20 protein-coding genes are annotated in these 18980 nt (G+C 38.5%); 9 read left to right on the forward strand and 11 right to left on the reverse strand.

What is annotated here, in order from left to right; translation table 11 throughout:
• Positions 1-477 precede the first annotated feature (477 nt).
• Positions 478-1644 carry a DHH family phosphoesterase gene (locus ACQKMR_RS08430; protein WP_427696893.1) on the forward strand — a complete coding sequence of 389 codons (1167 nt, stop codon included), beginning with the start codon at positions 478-480 and terminating at the stop codon, positions 1642-1644.
• A 263-nt stretch (positions 1645-1907) separates the two neighbouring features.
• Here ACQKMR_RS08430 and ACQKMR_RS08435 read toward each other — a convergent pair whose 3' ends face one another.
• The 6 genes from ACQKMR_RS08435 to mreBH all read right to left on the reverse strand — a co-directional run bounded on the left by ACQKMR_RS08435 (position 1908) and on the right by mreBH (position 7132).
• Entirely contained in the window at positions 1908-2774 is an 867-nt protein-coding gene (locus ACQKMR_RS08435) for a YihY/virulence factor BrkB family protein (RefSeq protein ID WP_427696894.1), read from the reverse strand.
• Positions 2775-2889: 115 nt separating this feature from the next.
• The gene (locus ACQKMR_RS08440) at positions 2890-3342 is read right to left on the reverse strand and encodes a hypothetical protein (protein WP_427696895.1); all 453 of its coding nucleotides are present in this window, start codon (positions 3340-3342) and stop codon (positions 2890-2892) included.
• 124 nt (positions 3343-3466) lie between these two features.
• Complete coding sequence (locus ACQKMR_RS08445) at positions 3467-4693, reverse strand: cation:proton antiporter (RefSeq protein ID WP_427696896.1); 1227 nt, start codon at positions 4691-4693, stop codon at positions 3467-3469.
• Between the two features lie 6 nt (positions 4694-4699).
• Positions 4700-5197, reverse strand: a complete 498-nt coding sequence (locus ACQKMR_RS08450; RefSeq protein ID WP_427696897.1) for a cation:proton antiporter regulatory subunit — start codon at positions 5195-5197, stop codon at positions 4700-4702.
• Positions 5198-5249: 52 nt separating this feature from the next.
• Positions 5250-5813 (reverse strand): tyrosine-type recombinase/integrase, encoded by a 564-nt coding sequence (locus tag ACQKMR_RS08455; protein WP_427696898.1) that lies wholly within the window; start codon positions 5811-5813, stop codon positions 5250-5252.
• Positions 5814-6124: 311 nt separating this feature from the next.
• Positions 6125-7132: a rod-share determining protein MreBH gene (gene mreBH, locus ACQKMR_RS08460; protein WP_427696899.1), complete on the reverse strand. Its 1008-nt coding sequence runs from the start codon at positions 7130-7132 to the stop codon at positions 6125-6127.
• Positions 7133-7695: 563 nt separating this feature from the next.
• Between mreBH and ACQKMR_RS08465 the strand changes: the two genes are divergently transcribed.
• The 6 genes from ACQKMR_RS08465 (at position 7696) to map (ending at position 12608) form a co-directional block, all read left to right on the forward strand.
• Positions 7696-8793, forward strand: coding sequence for an AbrB family transcriptional regulator (locus tag ACQKMR_RS08465; protein WP_427696900.1), 1098 nt, complete (start codon positions 7696-7698; stop codon positions 8791-8793).
• Positions 8794-9146: 353 nt separating this feature from the next.
• Entirely contained in the window at positions 9147-9938 is a 792-nt protein-coding gene (gene motA / locus ACQKMR_RS08470; protein WP_427696901.1) for a flagellar motor stator protein MotA, read from the forward strand.
• A complete protein-coding gene (gene motB / locus ACQKMR_RS08475; protein ID WP_427696902.1) occupies positions 9931-10686 on the forward strand; it encodes a flagellar motor protein MotB in 756 nt (251 codons plus the stop codon). The genes motA and motB overlap by 8 nt, the downstream gene beginning before the upstream one ends.
• Positions 10687-10732: 46 nt before the next feature.
• Positions 10733-11023 (forward strand): late competence development ComFB family protein, encoded by a 291-nt coding sequence (locus ACQKMR_RS08480; RefSeq protein ID WP_427696903.1) that lies wholly within the window; start codon positions 10733-10735, stop codon positions 11021-11023.
• A 210-nt stretch (positions 11024-11233) separates the two neighbouring features.
• Positions 11234-11749: a type 1 glutamine amidotransferase domain-containing protein gene (locus ACQKMR_RS08485; protein ID WP_427696904.1), complete on the forward strand. Its 516-nt coding sequence runs from the start codon at positions 11234-11236 to the stop codon at positions 11747-11749.
• 112 nt (positions 11750-11861) lie between these two features.
• Complete coding sequence (gene map / locus ACQKMR_RS08490; RefSeq protein WP_427696905.1) at positions 11862-12608, forward strand: type I methionyl aminopeptidase; 747 nt, start codon at positions 11862-11864, stop codon at positions 12606-12608.
• A gap of 70 nt (positions 12609-12678) precedes the next feature.
• On the opposite strand, the gene ACQKMR_RS08495 is transcribed toward map, so the two are convergent.
• From ACQKMR_RS08495 to ACQKMR_RS08510, 4 genes are all read right to left on the reverse strand, one after another.
• On the reverse strand, positions 12679-12921 hold the full coding sequence (locus tag ACQKMR_RS08495; RefSeq protein WP_201183026.1) for a DUF2164 domain-containing protein: 243 nt from the start codon (positions 12919-12921) through the stop codon (positions 12679-12681).
• 12 nt (positions 12922-12933) lie between these two features.
• Positions 12934-13449: a molybdopterin-guanine dinucleotide biosynthesis protein B gene (gene mobB / locus ACQKMR_RS08500; protein ID WP_427696906.1), complete on the reverse strand. Its 516-nt coding sequence runs from the start codon at positions 13447-13449 to the stop codon at positions 12934-12936.
• Positions 13437-14702 (reverse strand): molybdopterin molybdotransferase MoeA, encoded by a 1266-nt coding sequence (locus ACQKMR_RS08505; protein ID WP_427696907.1) that lies wholly within the window; start codon positions 14700-14702, stop codon positions 13437-13439. Before ACQKMR_RS08505 ends, mobB begins: the two co-directional genes overlap by 13 nt.
• 104 nt (positions 14703-14806) lie before the next feature.
• Positions 14807-15031, reverse strand: coding sequence for a DUF1128 domain-containing protein (locus ACQKMR_RS08510; protein ID WP_053344366.1), 225 nt, complete (start codon positions 15029-15031; stop codon positions 14807-14809).
• Positions 15032-15263: 232 nt separating this feature from the next.
• Between ACQKMR_RS08510 and ACQKMR_RS08515 the strand changes: the two genes are divergently transcribed.
• Positions 15264-15665: a YtxH domain-containing protein gene (locus ACQKMR_RS08515; RefSeq protein WP_427696908.1), complete on the forward strand. Its 402-nt coding sequence runs from the start codon at positions 15264-15266 to the stop codon at positions 15663-15665.
• Between the two features lie 16 nt (positions 15666-15681).
• Positions 15682-16521: a YihY/virulence factor BrkB family protein gene (locus tag ACQKMR_RS08520; RefSeq protein WP_427696909.1), complete on the forward strand. Its 840-nt coding sequence runs from the start codon at positions 15682-15684 to the stop codon at positions 16519-16521.
• Between the two features lie 226 nt (positions 16522-16747).
• On the opposite strand, the gene ACQKMR_RS08525 is transcribed toward ACQKMR_RS08520, so the two are convergent.
• The gene (locus ACQKMR_RS08525; protein ID WP_427696910.1) at positions 16748-18682 is read right to left on the reverse strand and encodes a heavy metal translocating P-type ATPase; all 1935 of its coding nucleotides are present in this window, start codon (positions 18680-18682) and stop codon (positions 16748-16750) included.
• Between the last annotated feature and the right edge of the window lie 298 nt (positions 18683-18980).

An 18980-nucleotide genomic window follows, 5' to 3' on the forward strand; every position in this document is an offset into this window, starting at 1 on the left:
ATTCGGGGAATTTCTTGTTTATTGATGAACGTATGTAATCCTCGAGGCTTGCTCCCACTTCTTCAATGATGCCTGAGGCGTTTGTGACCCTTGATATAGCGACATTCGAGATTTAAGTTAAAGGGTCGTAAAGCTTTTTTTCATGACTTCTAACGTGCCCTTCACTCTCTTTAAAAAGATGTTCGCTTAGTCTCGTTCCATTTTCCGTAGTAAACGACTTTATTTCAGCAAACAGTGGTATGCTAAATTCCCTTAATGAATACATGAAAATACCTCAATTCAAAGTAATATATTACCTATAAATAATGGGAAAAAAAGAATTAATAGGTGGAATATTAAAATATTTTATTACAAAAGTTCTTCGTAAAGGAAGCATGTTAAAATATGCGGATATGATTATGCTACAATTGTAAAGATTGCAATTGAAATTCATATCTTAGGGAAAAGTAATTATATTAGTATTTAGGAGGGGTTTGTGTGTACCATCTCTTTACACATAATGATTTAGATGGAGTCGGATGCGGGATTATAGCGAAGCTGGCATTCGGGGAAGAAGTAGTGGTTAGTTATAATTCAATCGGGCGCCTTAATCAAAATGTAGCAGCATTTCTTGAGCAGGCCAAAATTGAGGATACATTGATGGTTACTGATCTTTCGGTCGATGAAGATAATGAAAAAGTGATATCACAGTTTGTTGAAGATGGAGGCAAAGCGCTTCTGATTGATCATCATAAATCAGCTCTGCATTTGAACGAACATGATTGGGCATCTGTAACAGTCGAGCAGGAAGACGGTAAACAAACAGCGGCGACTTCATTATTCTATCAGTATGCAGTTGAAAAAAAATTGTTGGAACCTTCGCGAATTGTTGCTGAATTTGTTGAATTAGTTCGTCAATATGATACTTGGGAATGGGAAGTAAATAAAAATTTAACAGCAAAACGGTTAAATGATTTGTTCTTCATGATTCCAATTGAGGAATTTGAAATGAAAATCGCCCATAAATTATCAACGGCTGAAAGCTTTACATTTGACGAAGTTGAGCAAACGCTTTTGGATGTTGAGGAAAGCCGGGTTGATCGGTACATAAACAGGAAAAAAAGAGAAGTCTATCAGGCTACGGTTGGTCCCCATACAGCAGGTGTGGTCCATGCTGAGTCCTATCATTCGGAATTGGGAAATGAATTGTCCAAAGAATTTTCCCATCTGGATTATATTGCAATTCTAATGGTTGGAAGTAAAAGAATCAGCTTTCGGACAATCCATGATGACATAGATGTTTCTGAGGTTGCAGGCAAATACGATGGGGGCGGTCATCAAAAAGCTGCAGGTTGCACAATGTCTGAAAAGGCATACAGTCAATTCGTAGAAAAGACCTTTTTTGCCGAGCCTATTAAACGCGATGCTCATAAAAACCAATTGAATATCAAGGAATCCCCAGAGGGTTGCCTTTATTCAACGAGAGAAAAACAAGACATTTTCATCTTTGAAGATGAAGAAGAAGAATGGATTGTGGAAATCAACGGAAAACAACAGAAAAAAACATTTGATACATTTGGGGAAGCGGATAAATATATAAAGCGGAAATACGCTGCATGGCTGGCCCATGATGAAAGATACGAAGAGTTTGTCAATAGAGGGTAAATAGGAAAACGGCTGTCCGAATGTGGGCAGCCGCTTTTTGTTTTGTCTCTTAAACGGAAACCTGACGCTTTGTGTCGCATCATCGATAAATCGAAAAAACCGAAGATAAATGGAGACTTTTCGTAGATAAAGCTGAAATTTCGGAGATAAAAAGAAAGTTTCGTTGATAAAAGTTGTTGATCCCACTCCTTTACGTAAGATTGGACCGAACTTTCATAAAAACAGGCTCAAAAGGGATGCCTTTTGAGCCTGTTTAAGCTATTTTACCTTTTAAGTGGGACAGGATGAACGATGGTACGGGATTGTTTTTTTGGTATTGAATTTTGGCGATGAAGAATTGCGTTGATTTCGCCACCGATTACAAAGATCAGACCACTCAAATACAACCATAACATTAAGATGATAACGCCCCCTAAACTGCCGTAAGTGGACGAATAGTTGGCAAAGTTGCTGACATAGAAAGAGAATCCAAGTGATATTCCGAGCCACAATACGGTTGCGGTCACAGCCCCTGGGATAACGTGTTTAATTGGAAAACTCTTATTCGGTGCAAAGTGATATAAAAAGGTCAATACGAGTGAGATAACAACAACTGCAATGCCCCACCGTAATAAGCTGAATAGACTTTGCATTTCTTCAGGAAGCGAGATGACTTGTTGTAATAAATCGATGATCACTTTCCCAAAAACGGGTAGACCTAACATGACGATAAAAGCTACAACCAAGCCTAAGGTTAAGATAATAGAAATAAAGCGGGCTTTAATGAAGTTCCTTGTTTCTTCTACATCATAAGCGATGTTCATGGAATGAATAAAAGCATTCATACCGTTTGAGGCTGACCATAAGGTGCCTAGGAAACCGAAAGTTAGTAAGCCGCCGTTCCGTTCACTTAATATGTTGATAATATTTTCCTCGATGACTTCCACCGTTTCCGCTGGCATGAAGGTTTTTGTAGTATCCATGGCTGTCTGAATATCGATATTCAAATAAGGTAAAATCGACAGTAGTAAAATGAGCAAAGGAAATAGTGCGAGTAAATAATAATAGGCCTGTTCTGCTGCCAATCCTGTTACACGATCTTCTTTTATTTCTTTGATAAGCTGCTTGCTGAATTTTATCGACTTATTCATCCGGGCATCACTCCTGAATAGTTACTAAGGTTATCTGCTTCTTTTCCCTCTGTTCAGGTAAGTTAATCCTTCTATCTAAAAAGAAAAAAGGTCTTGATAAACTTCAGGTTGACTTTCATTGTATATCTGTTTGTTTTCTAATACTTGTAAGAACAATATAACTCGCAATTATTCCAGTAATTGAATTTAATGTGATTGATCCATCTGCTCCAAAGTATCCTACCCAAACCAATGTGGAGAAAGGTAAATCGAATTTAATTATTTCAGTGAAATACAGAATTGGAATAGTGGACATGTAAATAAACGGTAATCCAAGAATGAGTAACCTTAGCCAATTCACTTTCCAGTGACCTTTTTTCAAAAAGTTTTGCACGATACTAGGTATCGCGAGTATGATTCCGATGAAAATTGGGAAGAAAGATTGAAACAAAAAATATCCCTTAATCTCAAATGTTTCGCTACTAATTATTTCTAGATGATGTTGGTATTTTAAACCAAAAAATAATACACTTAATAATAGAATTAAGTAGGATAAATAGCTAATTGCTCTTTTCCAAGAATGGCTCATAATATGTTAGCCCCCCGTCTATTTACTATAATATACGGGAAATTAAGGAAAAGGTTTCGAGGGTAACATTGGTAAAGAGAAGAAGTGTAAAAAAAGGCCGAACATCTTGTCCGGCCTTTCTCTATTATACTTCTTCTTTTTGTTGTTCCTTTTGGACCTTTGGCGGCGTCCATTTGAAGATTTTATTGAGGATATTATATATATGTTTGGATTCTTTTGTAAGGATTGGTCCAAGAATCGCTAGTGTCAAAACATATAGTGCCGCAAACGGGGTTAGTATTGGCATTAAACCACCTGCAATGCCTAGGTTGGCGAGAATAATGGAGAATTCACCACGTGAAACAATAGTTAAACCGATATTGGCTGAGGCTTTGTGAGATAAACCGGATTTGCGTCCGGCAATCATACCAGCGACAAAGTTACCGATTATAGTGATGATTACGGCTCCAAGGACCATCCAGACAGCTCCACCAAGGGTCGTCGGATCAATGCTCAAGCCAAAGCTGAAGAAGAATATGGCGCCAAAGAAATCTCTAAAGGGAATGACGAGTTTTTCTATCCTGTCGCTGTGTTCCGTTTCAGAAAAGACTAAACCAAGCAGTAAAGCACCAATGGCTTCTGCCACGTGAATTGTTTCTGAGAAACCTGCGACAAAGAATAGCAAGGCAAATACAACAATAATAAAAATCTCATCGGAGGATATATTAAATAATTTGTTGAGTAAACCAGAGGCTTTCCGAGCTATTACGAAAAATATCAGCATATATCCGATAGCCATGATTGTAGAAAGTAACGTTCCCCAAATGGAACCGGAATCGCTTAATACCAATCCAGATACGACTGATAAATAAACAGCGAGGAAGATATCTTCAAACATGATGATACCAAGAATCAGCTCTGTTTCGTTATTACCTGTTCTTTTCAGATCGACAAGTACCTTTGCTACAATGGCACTTGATGAAAAGCTGATAATCCCCGTTAATATTAGAACTTCTCTTAAAGGAAGTCCGAGTAGGAAACCATATAGTAAGGCCATTCCAGCGTTGATTAAAATGTAATACGTTCCGCCTGTTACTATATTTTTTCCTGACTTCATTAGCTTTTTAACGGAAAACTCAAGACCTAGGTAAAATAGAAGGAATAATATCCCGATTCTTCCGAGGAACGCTATGATTTCATCACTTTCGATGAAGCGCAGATCAATTAATCCGAAGTTTGGAGCATGGGGGCCAACGAGCATGCCGATGATAATTAATAATGGAACATTTGATATTTTAAATTTACCTGCAACGAGAGCAGCTAATGCTACTAGAAGCAGGGCAGTTCCTACTTCAAAGACTAAATGGTCCATATGTGCTTAGTCACTCCTTTCGTCGGTCAATAGTTCTCTTGTTAGGTTACGGATATCTTTTCTTTCACCAGATATTACTAGCGTATCGCCTGTTTCGATGATAGAGTCTGGACCAGGATTATTTAGTTGTTTTTTTCCATTTTTCGAATGGGCAATAACATTTACATTGTAATTGCTCCGAATATCAATCGAACCGATTGTTTGATTTATTGCTTTGGAACCTGGTTCGACTTTGAACCATTCAATAACCAAGTCGCCTAATGACATCTCAATCGTTTCAAGCGCTTGTGGTTTGTAGACCATGCCGCCTATGATGGAAGCCATTTGTCGCGATTCCTGATCGTTAAGGGTGATGCTCGATATAACCTCTTCATGTTCATTATCAAAATGATACAATTCCCGACGGCCATCATCGTGAATGACAATTACTAACTTTTCATCATTTCTCGTTATGATTTCAAATTTTTGGCCAATACCAGGAAGTTCGCTTTCTCTAATTTTCACTGGAATTCCTCCTTAATATAGTTGGTTAGAGTTTTAGAAGATAGAAGTATGTTTATAAATTAACGTCAATATTCGTTTTAAATTTCTTCTCCTTGGAAATGCCGATGTATTTTAGTGTCTCTGATGGACTTGAATGATGGTAATGCTTTTGAATCAAAGCAAGAGACACCCCTTGTTTATAGGCATGATAGCCAAATGTTTTACGCATTGAACTTGCTCCGAATTTACCTGTCAGACCTGCACCTTCCACAGCATCATGAATGATTCGGTGAGCCTGTTGGCGCGTAATCGGCTTTTTTGTTTTAGGGGATAGAAATAAAAATTGACCTTCGATAACCTTCGAGCCTTTGAGGTATTCTTGTAAGGCGGTACGAACTTTCAAGTTCAAGTAAACTTGAGTGACTTCTTCATTCTCCGTTCGTTGTTCATAAAACTCTTTGATTTTTCCTGTTTCATCGAGAACGTTGGAAACAGTGATTTCCAGCATTTCATTTATCTTCATACCCGTATTAATTCCGAGTACAAATAATAAATAATCCCGACTGGAGTGAGCTCGCAAGTACGTTTTTATTTTGCTGATTTGATTGATATCCTTAAAGGCTTCCACATATTCCATAGATCTTCTCCTCTTACCAATGTAACATAATTATATTATATCATAAGTTATGTTACATTGCATGCATTAAGTCCTATAAGAAATATTCTTCCAAAAAAGCAGCACATAAGTGGAAATAAAGAAGTGGTGTCCAATAAACCTTCTTTTACTTATTCTCTACCCAAACAAGAAAAAATATATCAGTTTAGTGTGTTATATCTAAATAAAATGAAGGGATGTAAGGCATTTCTAAAAACAATATGGTTTGGCAGCATAAAACATAAAAAAAGAGGGAATCCCTAAGTTGGAATTCCCTCTCTAAAATTCTTTTTTTAATAGACTGCTTTTTGTAATTTATGAATGACCTCAAGTGAAAGGCCAGTTCCTATGGCAACTGATTCAAGCGGGTTATCAGCAAGTTGGACTGGTACTACAATTTCATTCGTTAGCCAATCTTGTATTCCATTAAGGAGTGCACCTCCGCCAGACAAGATGACACCTTGATCAACAATATCTCCACTTAATTCAGGAGGACAGTCTTCCAAAGTAGCTCTGATTGCTTCTAAAATATGAAGAAGCGATTCCTGGATTGCTTCCTGGACGTCATTGGATGATATCGTAATTGGTTTTGGAAGACCAGTTACAAGGTCGCGACCTCTGACTTCCATGGTCACAACGGAATGTTCAACGAGGGCGTAGCCGATTTCCATTTTTATTTGTTCAGCTGTCCGTTCCCCGATTAACACATTATGTTTTTTCCTTACGAATTGGGAGATATCTTCGTCCAATTGATCTCCGCCAATTCTAATTGAATTACAAGAAACTACGCCGCCGTAAGAAATAATTGCCACCTCGGTAGTACCACCGCCGATATCAACGATGACATTAGCGATTGGCTCTTCTACAGGCAGACCTGCCCCAATTGCTGCTGCTACTGGTTCCTCAATAAGGTGGACCTGCTTGGCTCCACAGCTTTTGACTGCATCCTGAATGGCTCTTCTTTCCACAGATGTTGAGCCTGATGGTGTACAGACTACTACACTTGGCTTTCGAATTGATAAGCCTAAAGCCTTGCTTGCTTTTTTCATGATTTCCCTAAGCATTTGTGCAGTAACATTAAAATCTGCAATGACCCCGTCCTTTAGTGGCCTGATCGCAACAATATTTCCAGGTGTTTTTCCAATCATGTTTTTTGCATCCACACCGACTGCTAATACTTTATTAGTCTCTATATCAATGGCCACAACAGATGGCTCATTAAATACGATTCCTTTATTTTTACTGTAAACTAATGTATTTGCAGTTCCTAAGTCAATGCCTATTTCTGTATTTGATAACATTTAGTCACCCCTTCATAAGAGTTTGACCCCTATATACTCATTCTACCTTGAACTGTGAGTTTGTGGGGGTGGCAAATCTAGTAAATGGTGGAATTAATGTGCTGTTCCTTTTCATAAAGGGAAAACATGATGAAATTTTAAACGGCGCTTGCGATAGCGAGCGCACTAAGAATGCAAATTGTCCAATTGTAACCAATCCATTCTGTTATGGGAATGGCCAATGGTGCCAACATTCTGCAAATTGTAAAACGCAAGCAAGCTGCAGCAAATATTGGCCGGATCAGGCTTAGATACAAATCCCTGCTGTTAAAAATCTCAGCCAATGAAAACAAAGCAATGGCGATAAATAACCCCCATATCCAATAAAATAAATGTCAAGAAATAGGGAAAACATCCAAAGTGATATATTTACAACAGATTCTCCACAAGGCGAATTATTAAATTATTATCCACCATCAGACTCCTTGCCCCAGGCGAAAACAAGAGAGGGTAGTAGCCTTGAATCAGTTTATTTTATGTTAAGATGAAAGATGAAATTTTGATAGATAAAGAAGGGTAATAATATGAAAACATGTTTAGTTGAAAGTAAGAGTTTTAGAGTTATTTTCACAGCTTTTCTAGCTTTCTTAGGTGGGTTTGTGTTCAATCGTCTAGGAATATATTTACCGTGGATGCTCGGACCGTTATTTGTGGTGATGATTGCAAAAATCAAATTAGGGAAGTACATGTTTTGGTCTAAACCCTTTAGAAGCACTGGATTGGTTATCCTTGGTTTACAACTGGGGAGTTCGTTCACAAAACAATCGTTAAATGAAATGATTGAATATTTGCCCATCATGCTTTTTACGACGGTTGCTATCATTTTATTTACGGTTTTAACTGGTTGGTTTGTTGGGAAACGAATGAATTTATCTTTGAGTACGTCCATGCTTGGCAGTTTCCCGGGTGGTCTGTCTCAGATGGTGGTCCTAAGTGAGGAAATGAAGGATAGTGATGAAACTGTTGTTGGCTTCATGCAGACACTTCGGGTCATCCTTGTTATATCCATTGTTCCTTGGCTTGTGACTCACGTTATGACAGTTGATTCGGTTGCGGTAGTAAGTGTTTCAGATCGACCCTTTTTCATGTTTGATTATGATGGGAAATTAGCCATTCTGATGATGGTAACCTTTCTATTATTCATTTTCATCACAAAAAAGATAAACTTCCCGCTGCCATTTTTACTGGGGCCTCTCATGGCAGCAGCCCTATTTAATTTGGCAGGACCTGGGGCACCGCAAATTCCTGATTTTTGGTTGAACTTTTCACAATTGTTGATTGGCACGCATTTAGGGTATACATTGAAGGTCGACAATCCTCGACTTTTCAGAAAGATGTTCGGAGCAGTATTCGTTAGTAATGTCCTATTAATTGGATTTTGTTATTATCTTTCGATTCAGTTTGCTCCCATCCTATCTATACAGGCTAACGAATTGTTTTTAAGTATGGCACCAGGCGGTGTGGCAGAAATGGCAGTTACAGCAATGTCTGTTCATGTGGATTTATCTGTGGTCACAAGCTTCCACTTATTCAGAATTTTATTCATTTTATTTTTACTCTCACCCATCATCAAATGGCTGGATGGTAGAAATCAAGGGTACCAGAAAAAAGAACGAGGCTGACACGCTTCGTCTTTTTTTTTAATGTTTTCCAATTTAATAGATTAATGGATGGAGCGGAGCACATTGGAACAATAGAGAAGATATCGTCAAATTTCTTATGAATTTAGACAGGTGTAGAAAAAATTAGAATTAATGAACAGAACGGCTTAAAATTCCCTTTTCAACGGAAACCTTGTCTGAACTGAAATATGCTGATGGAATCAGTCCTCTGATAAGGAGGAAAGCAGGTAGATTTTTTGATAAAAGAATGAAATTTTAAATTCTATCCAAGGGAATAGTAAAATAATACTCATTTTTTTCAAACTGCATCCGATATAAAGAGCAGGCAGACTTTTAATGAATGGGTGAGTATTATGGATATAACATCGGTTTTGGGCGTAGTTCTAGGGATTGTGGCTATTTTAGTGGGAATGGTATTGAAAGGCGTAAGCATAACAGCGCTGATTAACCCAGCAGCTATCTTGATCATTATTGTAGGGACAATAGCTTCTGTTGTAACGGCTTTCCCTTTTTCAGAATTAAAAAGATTTCCAAAAATATTAAAGGTTTTATTCTTAGAACAACAATTAACAAAGCCTGAAGAATTAATTAAAACCTTTTCTGAATGGGCGGTCATTGCCAGAAAAGAAGGCTTATTGGCTTTAGAAATTATTTCGGATCAAGTTGACAATACCTTTTTGAAGAATGGGTTGAATCTTGCGGTCGAGGGTCAGAGTGCCGATTATATTCGAGATATTTTAGCAGAAGAAATAGATGCAATGGAAGAACGTCATCTAAGCGGGGCTGCAATTTTTAGTCAGGCTGGCACATATGCACCGACACTTGGAGTATTGGGTGCGGTAATAGGGCTGATCGCCGCATTAGGTAACATGGCTGATACCGAGGCATTAGGACATGCCATTTCTGCAGCGTTCGTTGCAACCTTGATGGGAATTTACACAGGGTATGTGTTATGGCATCCATTTGCGAATAAGCTTAAGCGAAAATCACAACAAGAAGTCCGGATAAAAGAAATGATGATAGAAGGAATTTTATCGATCATCGAAGGGGAAGCGCCAAGAACGATTGAACAAAAACTAACATCCTATTTGCCTGCTGAAGATCGTAAAAAGTGGTTAGAAGGCGATGTGAGAGAAGATGGCTAGGCGGAAAAAAAAACAGCGGCATGAAGAGCATATCGATGAGTCATGGTTAGTACCTTATGCCGATATCTTAACTTTGCTTCTTGCACTTTTTATCGTCCTTTTCGCTTCGAGTTCGGTTGATGCAGTCAGATTCCAACAATTATCCAATGTGTTTAATCAGGTGTTTACGAGCGGGACGGGATTTATGGAATTCCCGAGCGATTCTCCCAGCAATAAACCAACATCACCGGAACAAAGTACAGGGGCAGAAGATCTTAAGAGGTTAGGGAAAAGCGAACAGAAACAGCTTACAGAGGTTCAGGAACGTGTAAATGCATATATTGAAAAGAATAAATTAACAGATAAATTGGGTACGAACCTCACGGATGAAGGTATGCTGATATCAATTAGGGATAATGTGCTGTTTGAATCAGGTGTGGCAGAGGTTAGAAGTGAAGATCGAAAAATTGCTAATGAAATTTCAAATCTTCTAGTTATGGATTTACCCCGAAACATTATAATAAGCGGACATACCGATAATATACCGATCCAGACTTACCGGTATGATTCGAACTGGGATTTAAGTGTTATGCGTGCGGTTAATTTCATGAAACTGCTCCTCGAAAATAAAGACTTGGATCCCGAAATGTTCAGCGCAAAAGGTCATGGGGAATTTAAGCCAGTTACTTCTAATAAAACAAAAAGTGGAAGAGCGGAAAACCGGCGTGTTGAAATTCTGATTGTTCCGCGGACGGTAATAACTGAGTGAAAACCTGTCTGGAATGGACGGGTTTTTCTTTGTTAAAGGAGTATATATGGAAAGAGAATATTTAAATGTGATGGAAGAGATTGTTGTGACTTGGGTGCAAATTTTAATGGCTGGAATGGAATATCAAACGTTTTGTTCGTGCAGAAAATGTAAGAATGACATAATCACATTATCTTTGAATTCCATGCCTAATTATTATGTAACAACTGAAGAGGGGCGGAAGCGGATATTTGAAAACTTGAATACAGATGAAAACCGAAAATGGATTAACAAAAGAATTATTAGTGCTATATACGTGGTAGGTAAATTCCCCAAGCATAATCAGAATAGAACATGATAAGAGTTCAAGAGTCTTTAACCACAAAATTCATCTATAAATATAATAAGCAAGCTCTCTGAAGAAATGGTGGGTACAGTGGGGTGGTTTTTCGTAAACGAGAGATCAATATTTATATATATTGATGGAGATGTGTTTTATTTATTCTACATGAGGGAACATAAATGGAGTAAGTTCATTCGATCTAAAAATTGAGGAGATGAATTTTTTATGAGTAAAAAAATCGCTTGTGTAGTAACTAATATGTTTGAAGACTCGGAGTACAGTGAACCGGCAAAAGTATTTGAGGAAGCAGGGCATACGGTAACGACGATTGAAATGGTACAAGGGAAGACTGTTAAAGGCAAACAAGGTGAAGTCGAAGTCAAGATAGATGAAAGTATCGATTCAGTGAAACCAGAGGACTTTGATGCTTTGTTCATTCCTGGAGGATTTTCCCCAGATCAGCTACGTGCTGATGCACGCTTCGTAACGTTTGCAAAATCGTTCATGGATGAAAAAAAACCTGTATTCGCAATCTGTCATGGACCACAGTTGCTGATTACTGCTAAAACACTTGAAGGACGTCATGCAACAGGGTATAAATCTATTAAGGTAGATATGGAGTATGCAGGTGCTACATATTTAGACAAAGAGGTGGTTGTTTGTGGCAATCAGCTTGTCACTAGCAGGACACCAGAAGACATCCCAGCCTTTAATCGAGAGTCACTTAAATTATTGAAATAAAAAAAATCCCGACGCCGTCGGGATTTTTTCTTTAATAAGGTTTTAAGGATTCATATACTTCTATCTTTGCAGTAAAATATAAGGAGAGACGAAAAAAAAGGAAGTGTAACGATTGATCGTATTAAAATCTGCACGTGAGATTCAAGCGATGCATGACTCAGGTAAAATTTTGGCAGCTTGTCATAGGGAAATTGCAAAATTAATTGTACCCGGTGTGACGACATGGGAAATTGAAGAATTTGTTGAAGGATTTTTAAAGAAACATGGGGCGAAGCCGGAACAAAAGGGATACAAAGGGTATGAATATGCGACATGCGCAAGCATCAACGAAGAAATCTGTCATGGTTTTCCTCGAAGGTCACCGTTGAAAAATGGCGATATCGTAACAATTGATATGGTCGTTAATTATAACGGCGCGCTTTCAGACTCTGCTTGGACGTACCCGGTCGGTAAGATTTCAAATGAAACGGAACACTTACTGCATGTGACAAAGGAATCTTTATATAAGGCGATTGAAGTGTCTGTAGAAGGAAATCGTATTGGCGATATTGGTCATGCTATTCAATTATATGTAGAAGCGGAAGGTTTTTCTGTCGTCCGTGATTTTATCGGTCATGGGATTGGAAATGTTATTCATGAAGAGCCTCAAGTTCCGCATTATGGATTGCCAAATAAAGGGCCGCGTCTTAAAGAGGGCATGGTATTCACTATTGAACCGATGGTGAACGTAGGTACATATAAAGCTAGCAGGGATGCGAACGGTTGGACTGCCTCTACTGCAGACGGAAAATACTCGGCTCAATATGAGCATACGATTGCCATCACAAAGAACGGTCCGCTTATATTAACCGAACAATAATGATGATTTGGTCATCTTATCTCCAAAAAAACGAAAAAACAGCATCGAGAATTGATGCTGTTTTTTCATCTCATTTAATTGGCCGTTCCAATGAATATAAATCTTCTTCGATGTTCCCAATTCGGTCCTCAATTACTGTTTTAGCATCTTTGATGCCCTCATTATATATAAAGGGAGCAATGTTGTCGAGAATAAATTGTAAGTGGTTTTCAGCAGCAATTTCGCCGATTTTTTCACCATTCTCCTGATAGACATACTCTTGAATGCGTTCAATCATCGCGCGTCGTTTTTCTAAGGGAAATTGAATAAACATAAAAAACCTCCTTCATATCTGTTCTAAAAACCATGAAATGAAATGATCCGAATCTAGAGGGAAGACATGTACTGGAGCATAGCTCTTTGTTTGCTCCAGACAGTCAGGCCAAGCAATAACTGCTTTGATATTGTTAAGCTGTTTTAGTAATAGAAGGTCATTTTCCTCTTTGATTAGAATTATCTTAGGAAAGTCTTCTTGCTTGTATCCTTCGATCAAAATCACGTCGGGATGAAAAAGACCCAACAATTGAATTAGCTCTGCTATAGAGGTTCCATTTCTAAAATTGCCAAGCAATTCAATCGTCCCGTCACCTTCAACAAGTGAAGCAGCTGCCCCAGCCTGAAAGTGTTTGGTGGAATCCTTTATACCTGTATGATCGGGTTTTCCACCATGCCCATGATGCTTTAATACGGCTGTTTCCAAATTTACTTCGCGAAGCTTCTCAATTAAATTCGTAATGAAAGTTGTTTTTCCACTATTTTGGTAGCCGACCACTTGAAATATAAATGGTTTCACCAAGGCCATACGCATCCTTCTTGGTCATCAAGAAGAAGGACGTCCACGATATCGCCAGTCTTGAATCCACGAGTGCCTCCAGGTAAGACCGTTAGAGAATTTGCTCCTGCAAGACTTGTTGTTATATTGGATTTATCTACACCGCTAGGGATTACCCACAGCTGGCCAGACTCGTAAAATAAACGCGTTCGCAAAAGACGTGAGAAGGGATTTGGCTTTAAGAAATCCTCCGCCAATTGTGCTTTTTCTTTTCGTAAATGAGGCTTTTCAGAAAACAGCATGGTTCGAATAATCGGTCTGGCAAATAATTCAAAGCCGACATAACTGGCAGATGGATTACCAGATAAGCCGAATAGAAATTTATTATTAAATAAAGCTACCGTTGTCACACTGCCTGGGCGCATAGCTACTTTATTGAATAATACGTCAGCTCCTATTTTTTTGTAAATATCAGGGAGAAGATCGAAATCACCGACGGAGACGCCCCCTGTTGTAATGAGAAGATCGACTTCCTCCAAGGCTGAGGAAATCGCCTCATAACTTAAGTCAAATTCATCCTTAAGTTTCCCATAAAAACGAACTTCTCCTCCTGCTCTCTGAATTTGGGCGGAGATGGCATGAGAGTTGCTGTTGCGAATTTTTCCCGGTTGCAATGGTTCACTGACATCTAGAAGTTCTGACCCTGTAGCAAATAAGCCAACGACAGGCTTTTTGGCAACTGGAACTTCAGCGTAACCGAATGTAGCAAGCAAGCCGATGATACCTGGATTAATCATTGTGCCTTTTTTGACAAGAATATCACCTTTTTTTGCATCCTCTCCTTTGAAAGACACATTTTCGCCTGAGTTAAGAGAGCGTTTGAAGGATATGTATTTCTTCCCGTCTTTTTCAAATTCCTTGGTAAGCTCGAGCATAATAACTGCATCACATTCGTCTGGCATTTGGGCTCCTGTCATGATTCTTGCTACCTGATTTTGTTGCACTGGAAGAGTAGAAACCATCCCTGCAGCCAACTCTTCTATCACTTCGAATTCGAGCGGATTATTAAGGGAACCTTCAGCAGTATCTTCAGACCTGAGGGCAAAACCATCGTATGGTGAACGGTTGAAATGTGGAACATCATTTGTAGCTGTAATATCTTGAGCTAAAAAACGATAGTGACTTTCCTCAAGAGCGACTAATTCCACCTGGCCTTCTAATTTATGTTTCATCACTTTTTCTACTGCATCTGCGAGACTAATGGGTGTTCTTCTTTCGACCATACCTACAACTCCTGTCTGATTGTCCTATAATATTCACTATAACAAATTTAGTAGAATTGTTTAATAAATAAAAAAACCCTCACCGGTATGGGAGGATTTGGATATTACTTATTACGGAGTCTTCCAAGTTCTTCAGCGATTGCTTCCATTTCACGGACACTGAAATTTGTTTTTTTCATCACCATTTTATAAATATCATGAAGTTCTTCATACATTTCGATATCGAAATGGGTGGATTTGATTGCTCCGAAGTTCATTACTTTTAGTTTATCCTTGATTGCTTCTACCATAAACTCGACACTTTCGGCTGTATTTTGTGTTAAATCCATTTCCCTCATCCTTTCACTCGTTTCTAAATTATTTTCATCTTTGCATGATTACCCCTATAAGTCAATGAAAATTCGGTAGGAAAACGAGGCATTATCTCCTTTTTACATGATTCGTCTCGACGTTTTAAAGTGAGCCTGTTTGGGAAAAGATAGGAAAAAACTTTTTTAAACACTGTATAATGGAGATAGCCACTATTACCCATCAACTAATATATGACGAGGAGGAGAATATATGAGCAACATTCGTGAAGAATATAAGTGTGCAAAGAAAAGTAAATTTATGCAAGCGGTCTTTATAGGGGCTCTAGCTGGGGCTGCAGTTAGTCTTTTTGATAAAAACACGCGTAGTTCCGTATTGGCAAACAGCAAAAGTTGCATGAATAATATGAAAGAACTTGTGAAAAACCCCAATGGAATTCTAACTCAAGTACGTGAAACATCTTCAAAAGTCCGTGCCACAGTTGAAAAAATTTCCGATGATGTTTCCTTCATTTCCCAAAGGGTAGAGGAGATGAAAGATATTCCATCGCAAGTTGCCCATGTCGTGATGGAGACGAAAGAGGTCTTCTCTGCGGAAGGGCATCAAGAATCGTCTTCTAATCATGATTTAGAAGAGCGTATTCCCTTAAATTAAATAATGAGGTGGAGGTATGGCCAATAAAAAAGAATGGCTGAAAGGGTCATTCTTCAAAGCTTTCATAAAACGGTTACAGGTGGATGATGTGTCGGGGCTTGCCGCACAGCTGTCCTATTTCTTTTTACTTTCCCTGTTTCCGTTACTTATTTTCCTATTTACTTTATTGGCCTACCTGCCATTTTCACAGGAAGATATTTTACGTATAGTCCGTTCATATGCACCAGATGGTTCTATGGCAATCATTGAGGGAAATCTAGCAGAAGTTATGAAAGGGAATAGTACCTTATTGTCGTTTGGTGTCATCGGAACAATATGGTCGGCATCTAATGGAATGAATGCAATTATTAAAGCCTTTAATCATGCGTATGGTGTAAAAGAAAGTCGAACTTTCTTTATTTCCCGGGGAATGTCGATTATTCTCACATTAGCGATGATTTTTGTTTTTATTGTCGCTTTGTTGCTTCCTGTATTCGGAAAGCAGATAGGTATATTTTTATTTGCCGAATTTGGACTATCTGACGAGTTTTTATCGATTTGGAATCATTTGCGCTGGGCGATTAGCACACTTGTATTATTCATCGTGTTTACTATCCTCTATTTGATTGCGCCCAACAAAAAGTTGAAATGTCTAACAGTGATTCCGGGTGCTATTTTTGCCACGGCTGGCTGGAGTCTCGTTTCCTTTTTATTTTCTTTTTATGTACAGTACTTCGCAAATTATTCGGCTACATATGGGAGCCTTGGTGGGATAATCGTGTTAATGGTCTGGTTTTACTTATCAGGGCTAATCATAATTCTAGGTGGGGAAATTAATGCCCTCATAAGTAATAAAGAACAGCCAAAATGTGAATGAGCTGCCTAAAGTTCCCGTAATAGCTATAAGTCCTGCAGCTAATACTAATCAAGAAATGACAACTTAGTAGTAGGGAGGAGTTCTTTCATGGGTAAAAGCAACAAAAAGCAAAAAGGAAAAAAAGGTTCGAACCATAAAACGTCAGGTTCTGCTAATGGGAAAAACGGCTATCACTAAATAGAATGAACACACAAAAAAAGGGGCCTTATAGGCTCCCTTTTTTTGTTTAGTTTCTCAATAATCTTAAACTGTTCAGAATAACTAGAATGGTGCTACCTTCATGGCCAATGACGCCATAAGGAAGGTCGAGGAATTGAAGGAAGTTGGATGCAATCAGAACCATAATGACAGAAATCGAGAAAACGACGTTTTGTTTGATGATTCGGTTCATTTTCTTAGATAACCTTACGGCTTCGGCAATACGCGGTAGGTCATTCTTCATCAGGACAACATCCGCTGTTTCCAGCGCAACATCTGTGCCCTCGCCCATTGCAATCCCGACAGAAGCAGTTGCAAGTGCAGGTGCATCATTAATTCCATCTCCAACCATTGCTACAGTACCGTATTGTTCTTTTAACTTTTTCACTTCAGTAACCTTAGTTTCAGGTAAGCATTCAGCAATATATGCATCAATATGGCTCTCAGATGCTATCGCTTTAGCGGTTTTTTCACCATCGCCTGTCAGCATAACGGTATGAATGCCTTCATTTTTCAATGCTTCGATGGCAGTAATCGTTTCTTCACGCACCACGTCTTTCAATGTAAGAATACCGGCAATACCTTGATTGTCTCTTGCATAAACTATCGTCTTTCCTTGTTCAGCTAGTGTTAGTGCAATACCATTTTGAAATTGTTCGGCTTCACTTCTACCAACGAAATCAGCTTTTCCGACTTGCCAAAGCACTCCATTGAAATATGCTTGAACCCCATTACCTGAGATATCTTCCATATTATCCGGTTTGATAATGTCTTTTGCTAATTTAGTTTTAGCGTAGCGCACAATTGATGTTGCCAAAGGATGGTTCGAATAATTTTCAACAGATGCAATATGGAATAGGAAATCTTCCTCGTTTAAATCTTCACGGATAATGACATCCGTTACCTCTGGTTTTCCTTTTGTTAATGTTCCGGTTTTATCTAAGGCAATTGCCCTCAAGTTACCAAGATTCTCAAGATGGATACCGCCTTTAAATAGAATTCCATGACGAGCACCATTAGAGATGGCAGATAGCGTGGCGGGCATAATAGATGCTACGAGGGCACAAGGTGAAGCAACAACAAGCAAAATCATTGCCCTGTAGAATGTTTCGGTCCAACTCCACCCTAATACAAAATGCGGTACGAACAACATCAAAGCGACAACGGTTAATACAATTTTTACATAGGTCCCTTCAAAACGTTCTATGAACAGCTGAGAAGGAGACTTTTCACTTTGAGCCGATTGAACGAGAGTAATTATTTTTTGAAATAATGTTTCGTTTGCTGGTTTCGTAATTTCTACGGTAATCGTTCCACGCAGATTCACTGTTCCCGCAAATACTTCATCATCCAATGATTTACTAACGGGAATAGATTCGCCAGTGATCGCCGCTTCATCAATATTGGTACGTCCGTCCGTAATTTTTCCATCAGAGGGTATTCTTTCACCTGGCTTTACTAAAATTAGGTCCCCGACATGTAGCAGGGAAACGGCTACAGTTTCTTCATATCCATTTGTGATTCGCAGCGCTTCTTCCGGCTGTAAATCCATAAGTGCTGAAATTTCTTTATGACTTTTATTCATTGTGTATGTTTCAAGCGCCCCGCTCAAAGCAAAGATGAAAATTAAAATCGCACCTTCCGTCCAGTATCCGATAATCGCAGAACCGATGGCCGCGAAAATCATTAGCATCTCTACATTCAATTCCTTATCGGCAATCGTATCTTCAAATCCCTCTTTTGCCTTGGCATATCCGCCGATCACAAAGGATGCTAAATATATAAGGATAGAAGGAGTTTCCAGCCCAATGTTGGACAACATCCAGCCCAATAATATTAATACACCGCTAAACAATGCGGCTATAAGTTCTAGATGGGGTTTTACTTTTTCCAACCAAGAGGTTTTGCATGGAGCCGGTTGGGTTAATTGTTTAGTATTAGTAGTCATAAGATTCCCTCCCATATTCTTCTTTATTTTGTGTGTAATTGATATAGATTATCATTTGTATTATATCTAATTGAGAAAGATAATCAACATCATTTTTCTGAATAAAATATGAAAGCTGTCACCGAAATTGCGATGACAGCAACGATTGCAAAGGTTTATTAATGTAGTGTTCCTTTTACTAATATTATAATACCACATATCCTATTCAAAAATAAAGAAGAATGATTCTAATCTAGGAAAAAATATAAATAACAATAAATTGAATCATTTGACCACTATATGATAAAAACACTACAAATTGAATAATAAATGG

The sequence above is a fragment of the Peribacillus sp. NPDC096540 genome, assembly GCF_050278525.1.
Lineage (GTDB): Bacteria > Bacillota > Bacilli > Bacillales > DSM-1321 > Peribacillus.

Excerpts from the sequence above, each read along its gene's own strand:
- ACQKMR_RS08435 (WP_427696894.1), bottom strand. The coding sequence starts at position 2,774 with ATGAATAAGTCGATAAAATTCAGCAAGCAGCTTATCAAAGAAATAAAA.
- ACQKMR_RS08440 (WP_427696895.1), bottom strand. The coding sequence starts at position 3,342 with ATGAGCCATTCTTGGAAAAGAGCAATTAGCTATTTATCCTACTTAATT.
- ACQKMR_RS08445 (WP_427696896.1), bottom strand. The coding sequence starts at position 4,693 with ATGGACCATTTAGTCTTTGAAGTAGGAACTGCCCTGCTTCTAGTAGCA.
- ACQKMR_RS08455 (WP_427696898.1), bottom strand. The coding sequence starts at position 5,813 with ATGGAATATGTGGAAGCCTTTAAGGATATCAATCAAATCAGCAAAATA.
- mreBH (WP_427696899.1), bottom strand. The coding sequence starts at position 7,132 with ATGTTATCAAATACAGAAATAGGCATTGACTTAGGAACTGCAAATACA.
- ACQKMR_RS08465 (WP_427696900.1), top strand. The coding sequence starts at position 7,696 with ATGAAAACATGTTTAGTTGAAAGTAAGAGTTTTAGAGTTATTTTCACA.
- motA (WP_427696901.1), top strand. The coding sequence starts at position 9,147 with ATGGATATAACATCGGTTTTGGGCGTAGTTCTAGGGATTGTGGCTATT.
- motB (WP_427696902.1), top strand. The coding sequence starts at position 9,931 with ATGGCTAGGCGGAAAAAAAAACAGCGGCATGAAGAGCATATCGATGAG.
- ACQKMR_RS08480 (WP_427696903.1), top strand. The coding sequence starts at position 10,733 with ATGGAAAGAGAATATTTAAATGTGATGGAAGAGATTGTTGTGACTTGG.
- ACQKMR_RS08485 (WP_427696904.1), top strand. The coding sequence starts at position 11,234 with ATGAGTAAAAAAATCGCTTGTGTAGTAACTAATATGTTTGAAGACTCG.
- ACQKMR_RS08495 (WP_201183026.1), bottom strand. The coding sequence starts at position 12,921 with ATGTTTATTCAATTTCCCTTAGAAAAACGACGCGCGATGATTGAACGC.
- mobB (WP_427696906.1), bottom strand. The coding sequence starts at position 13,449 with ATGGCCTTGGTGAAACCATTTATATTTCAAGTGGTCGGCTACCAAAAT.
- ACQKMR_RS08505 (WP_427696907.1), bottom strand. The coding sequence starts at position 14,702 with ATGGTCGAAAGAAGAACACCCATTAGTCTCGCAGATGCAGTAGAAAAA.
- ACQKMR_RS08510 (WP_053344366.1), bottom strand. The coding sequence starts at position 15,031 with ATGGATTTAACACAAAATACAGCCGAAAGTGTCGAGTTTATGGTAGAA.
- ACQKMR_RS08515 (WP_427696908.1), top strand. The coding sequence starts at position 15,264 with ATGAGCAACATTCGTGAAGAATATAAGTGTGCAAAGAAAAGTAAATTT.
- ACQKMR_RS08520 (WP_427696909.1), top strand. The coding sequence starts at position 15,682 with ATGGCCAATAAAAAAGAATGGCTGAAAGGGTCATTCTTCAAAGCTTTC.
- ACQKMR_RS08525 (WP_427696910.1), bottom strand. The coding sequence starts at position 18,682 with ATGGGAGGGAATCTTATGACTACTAATACTAAACAATTAACCCAACCG.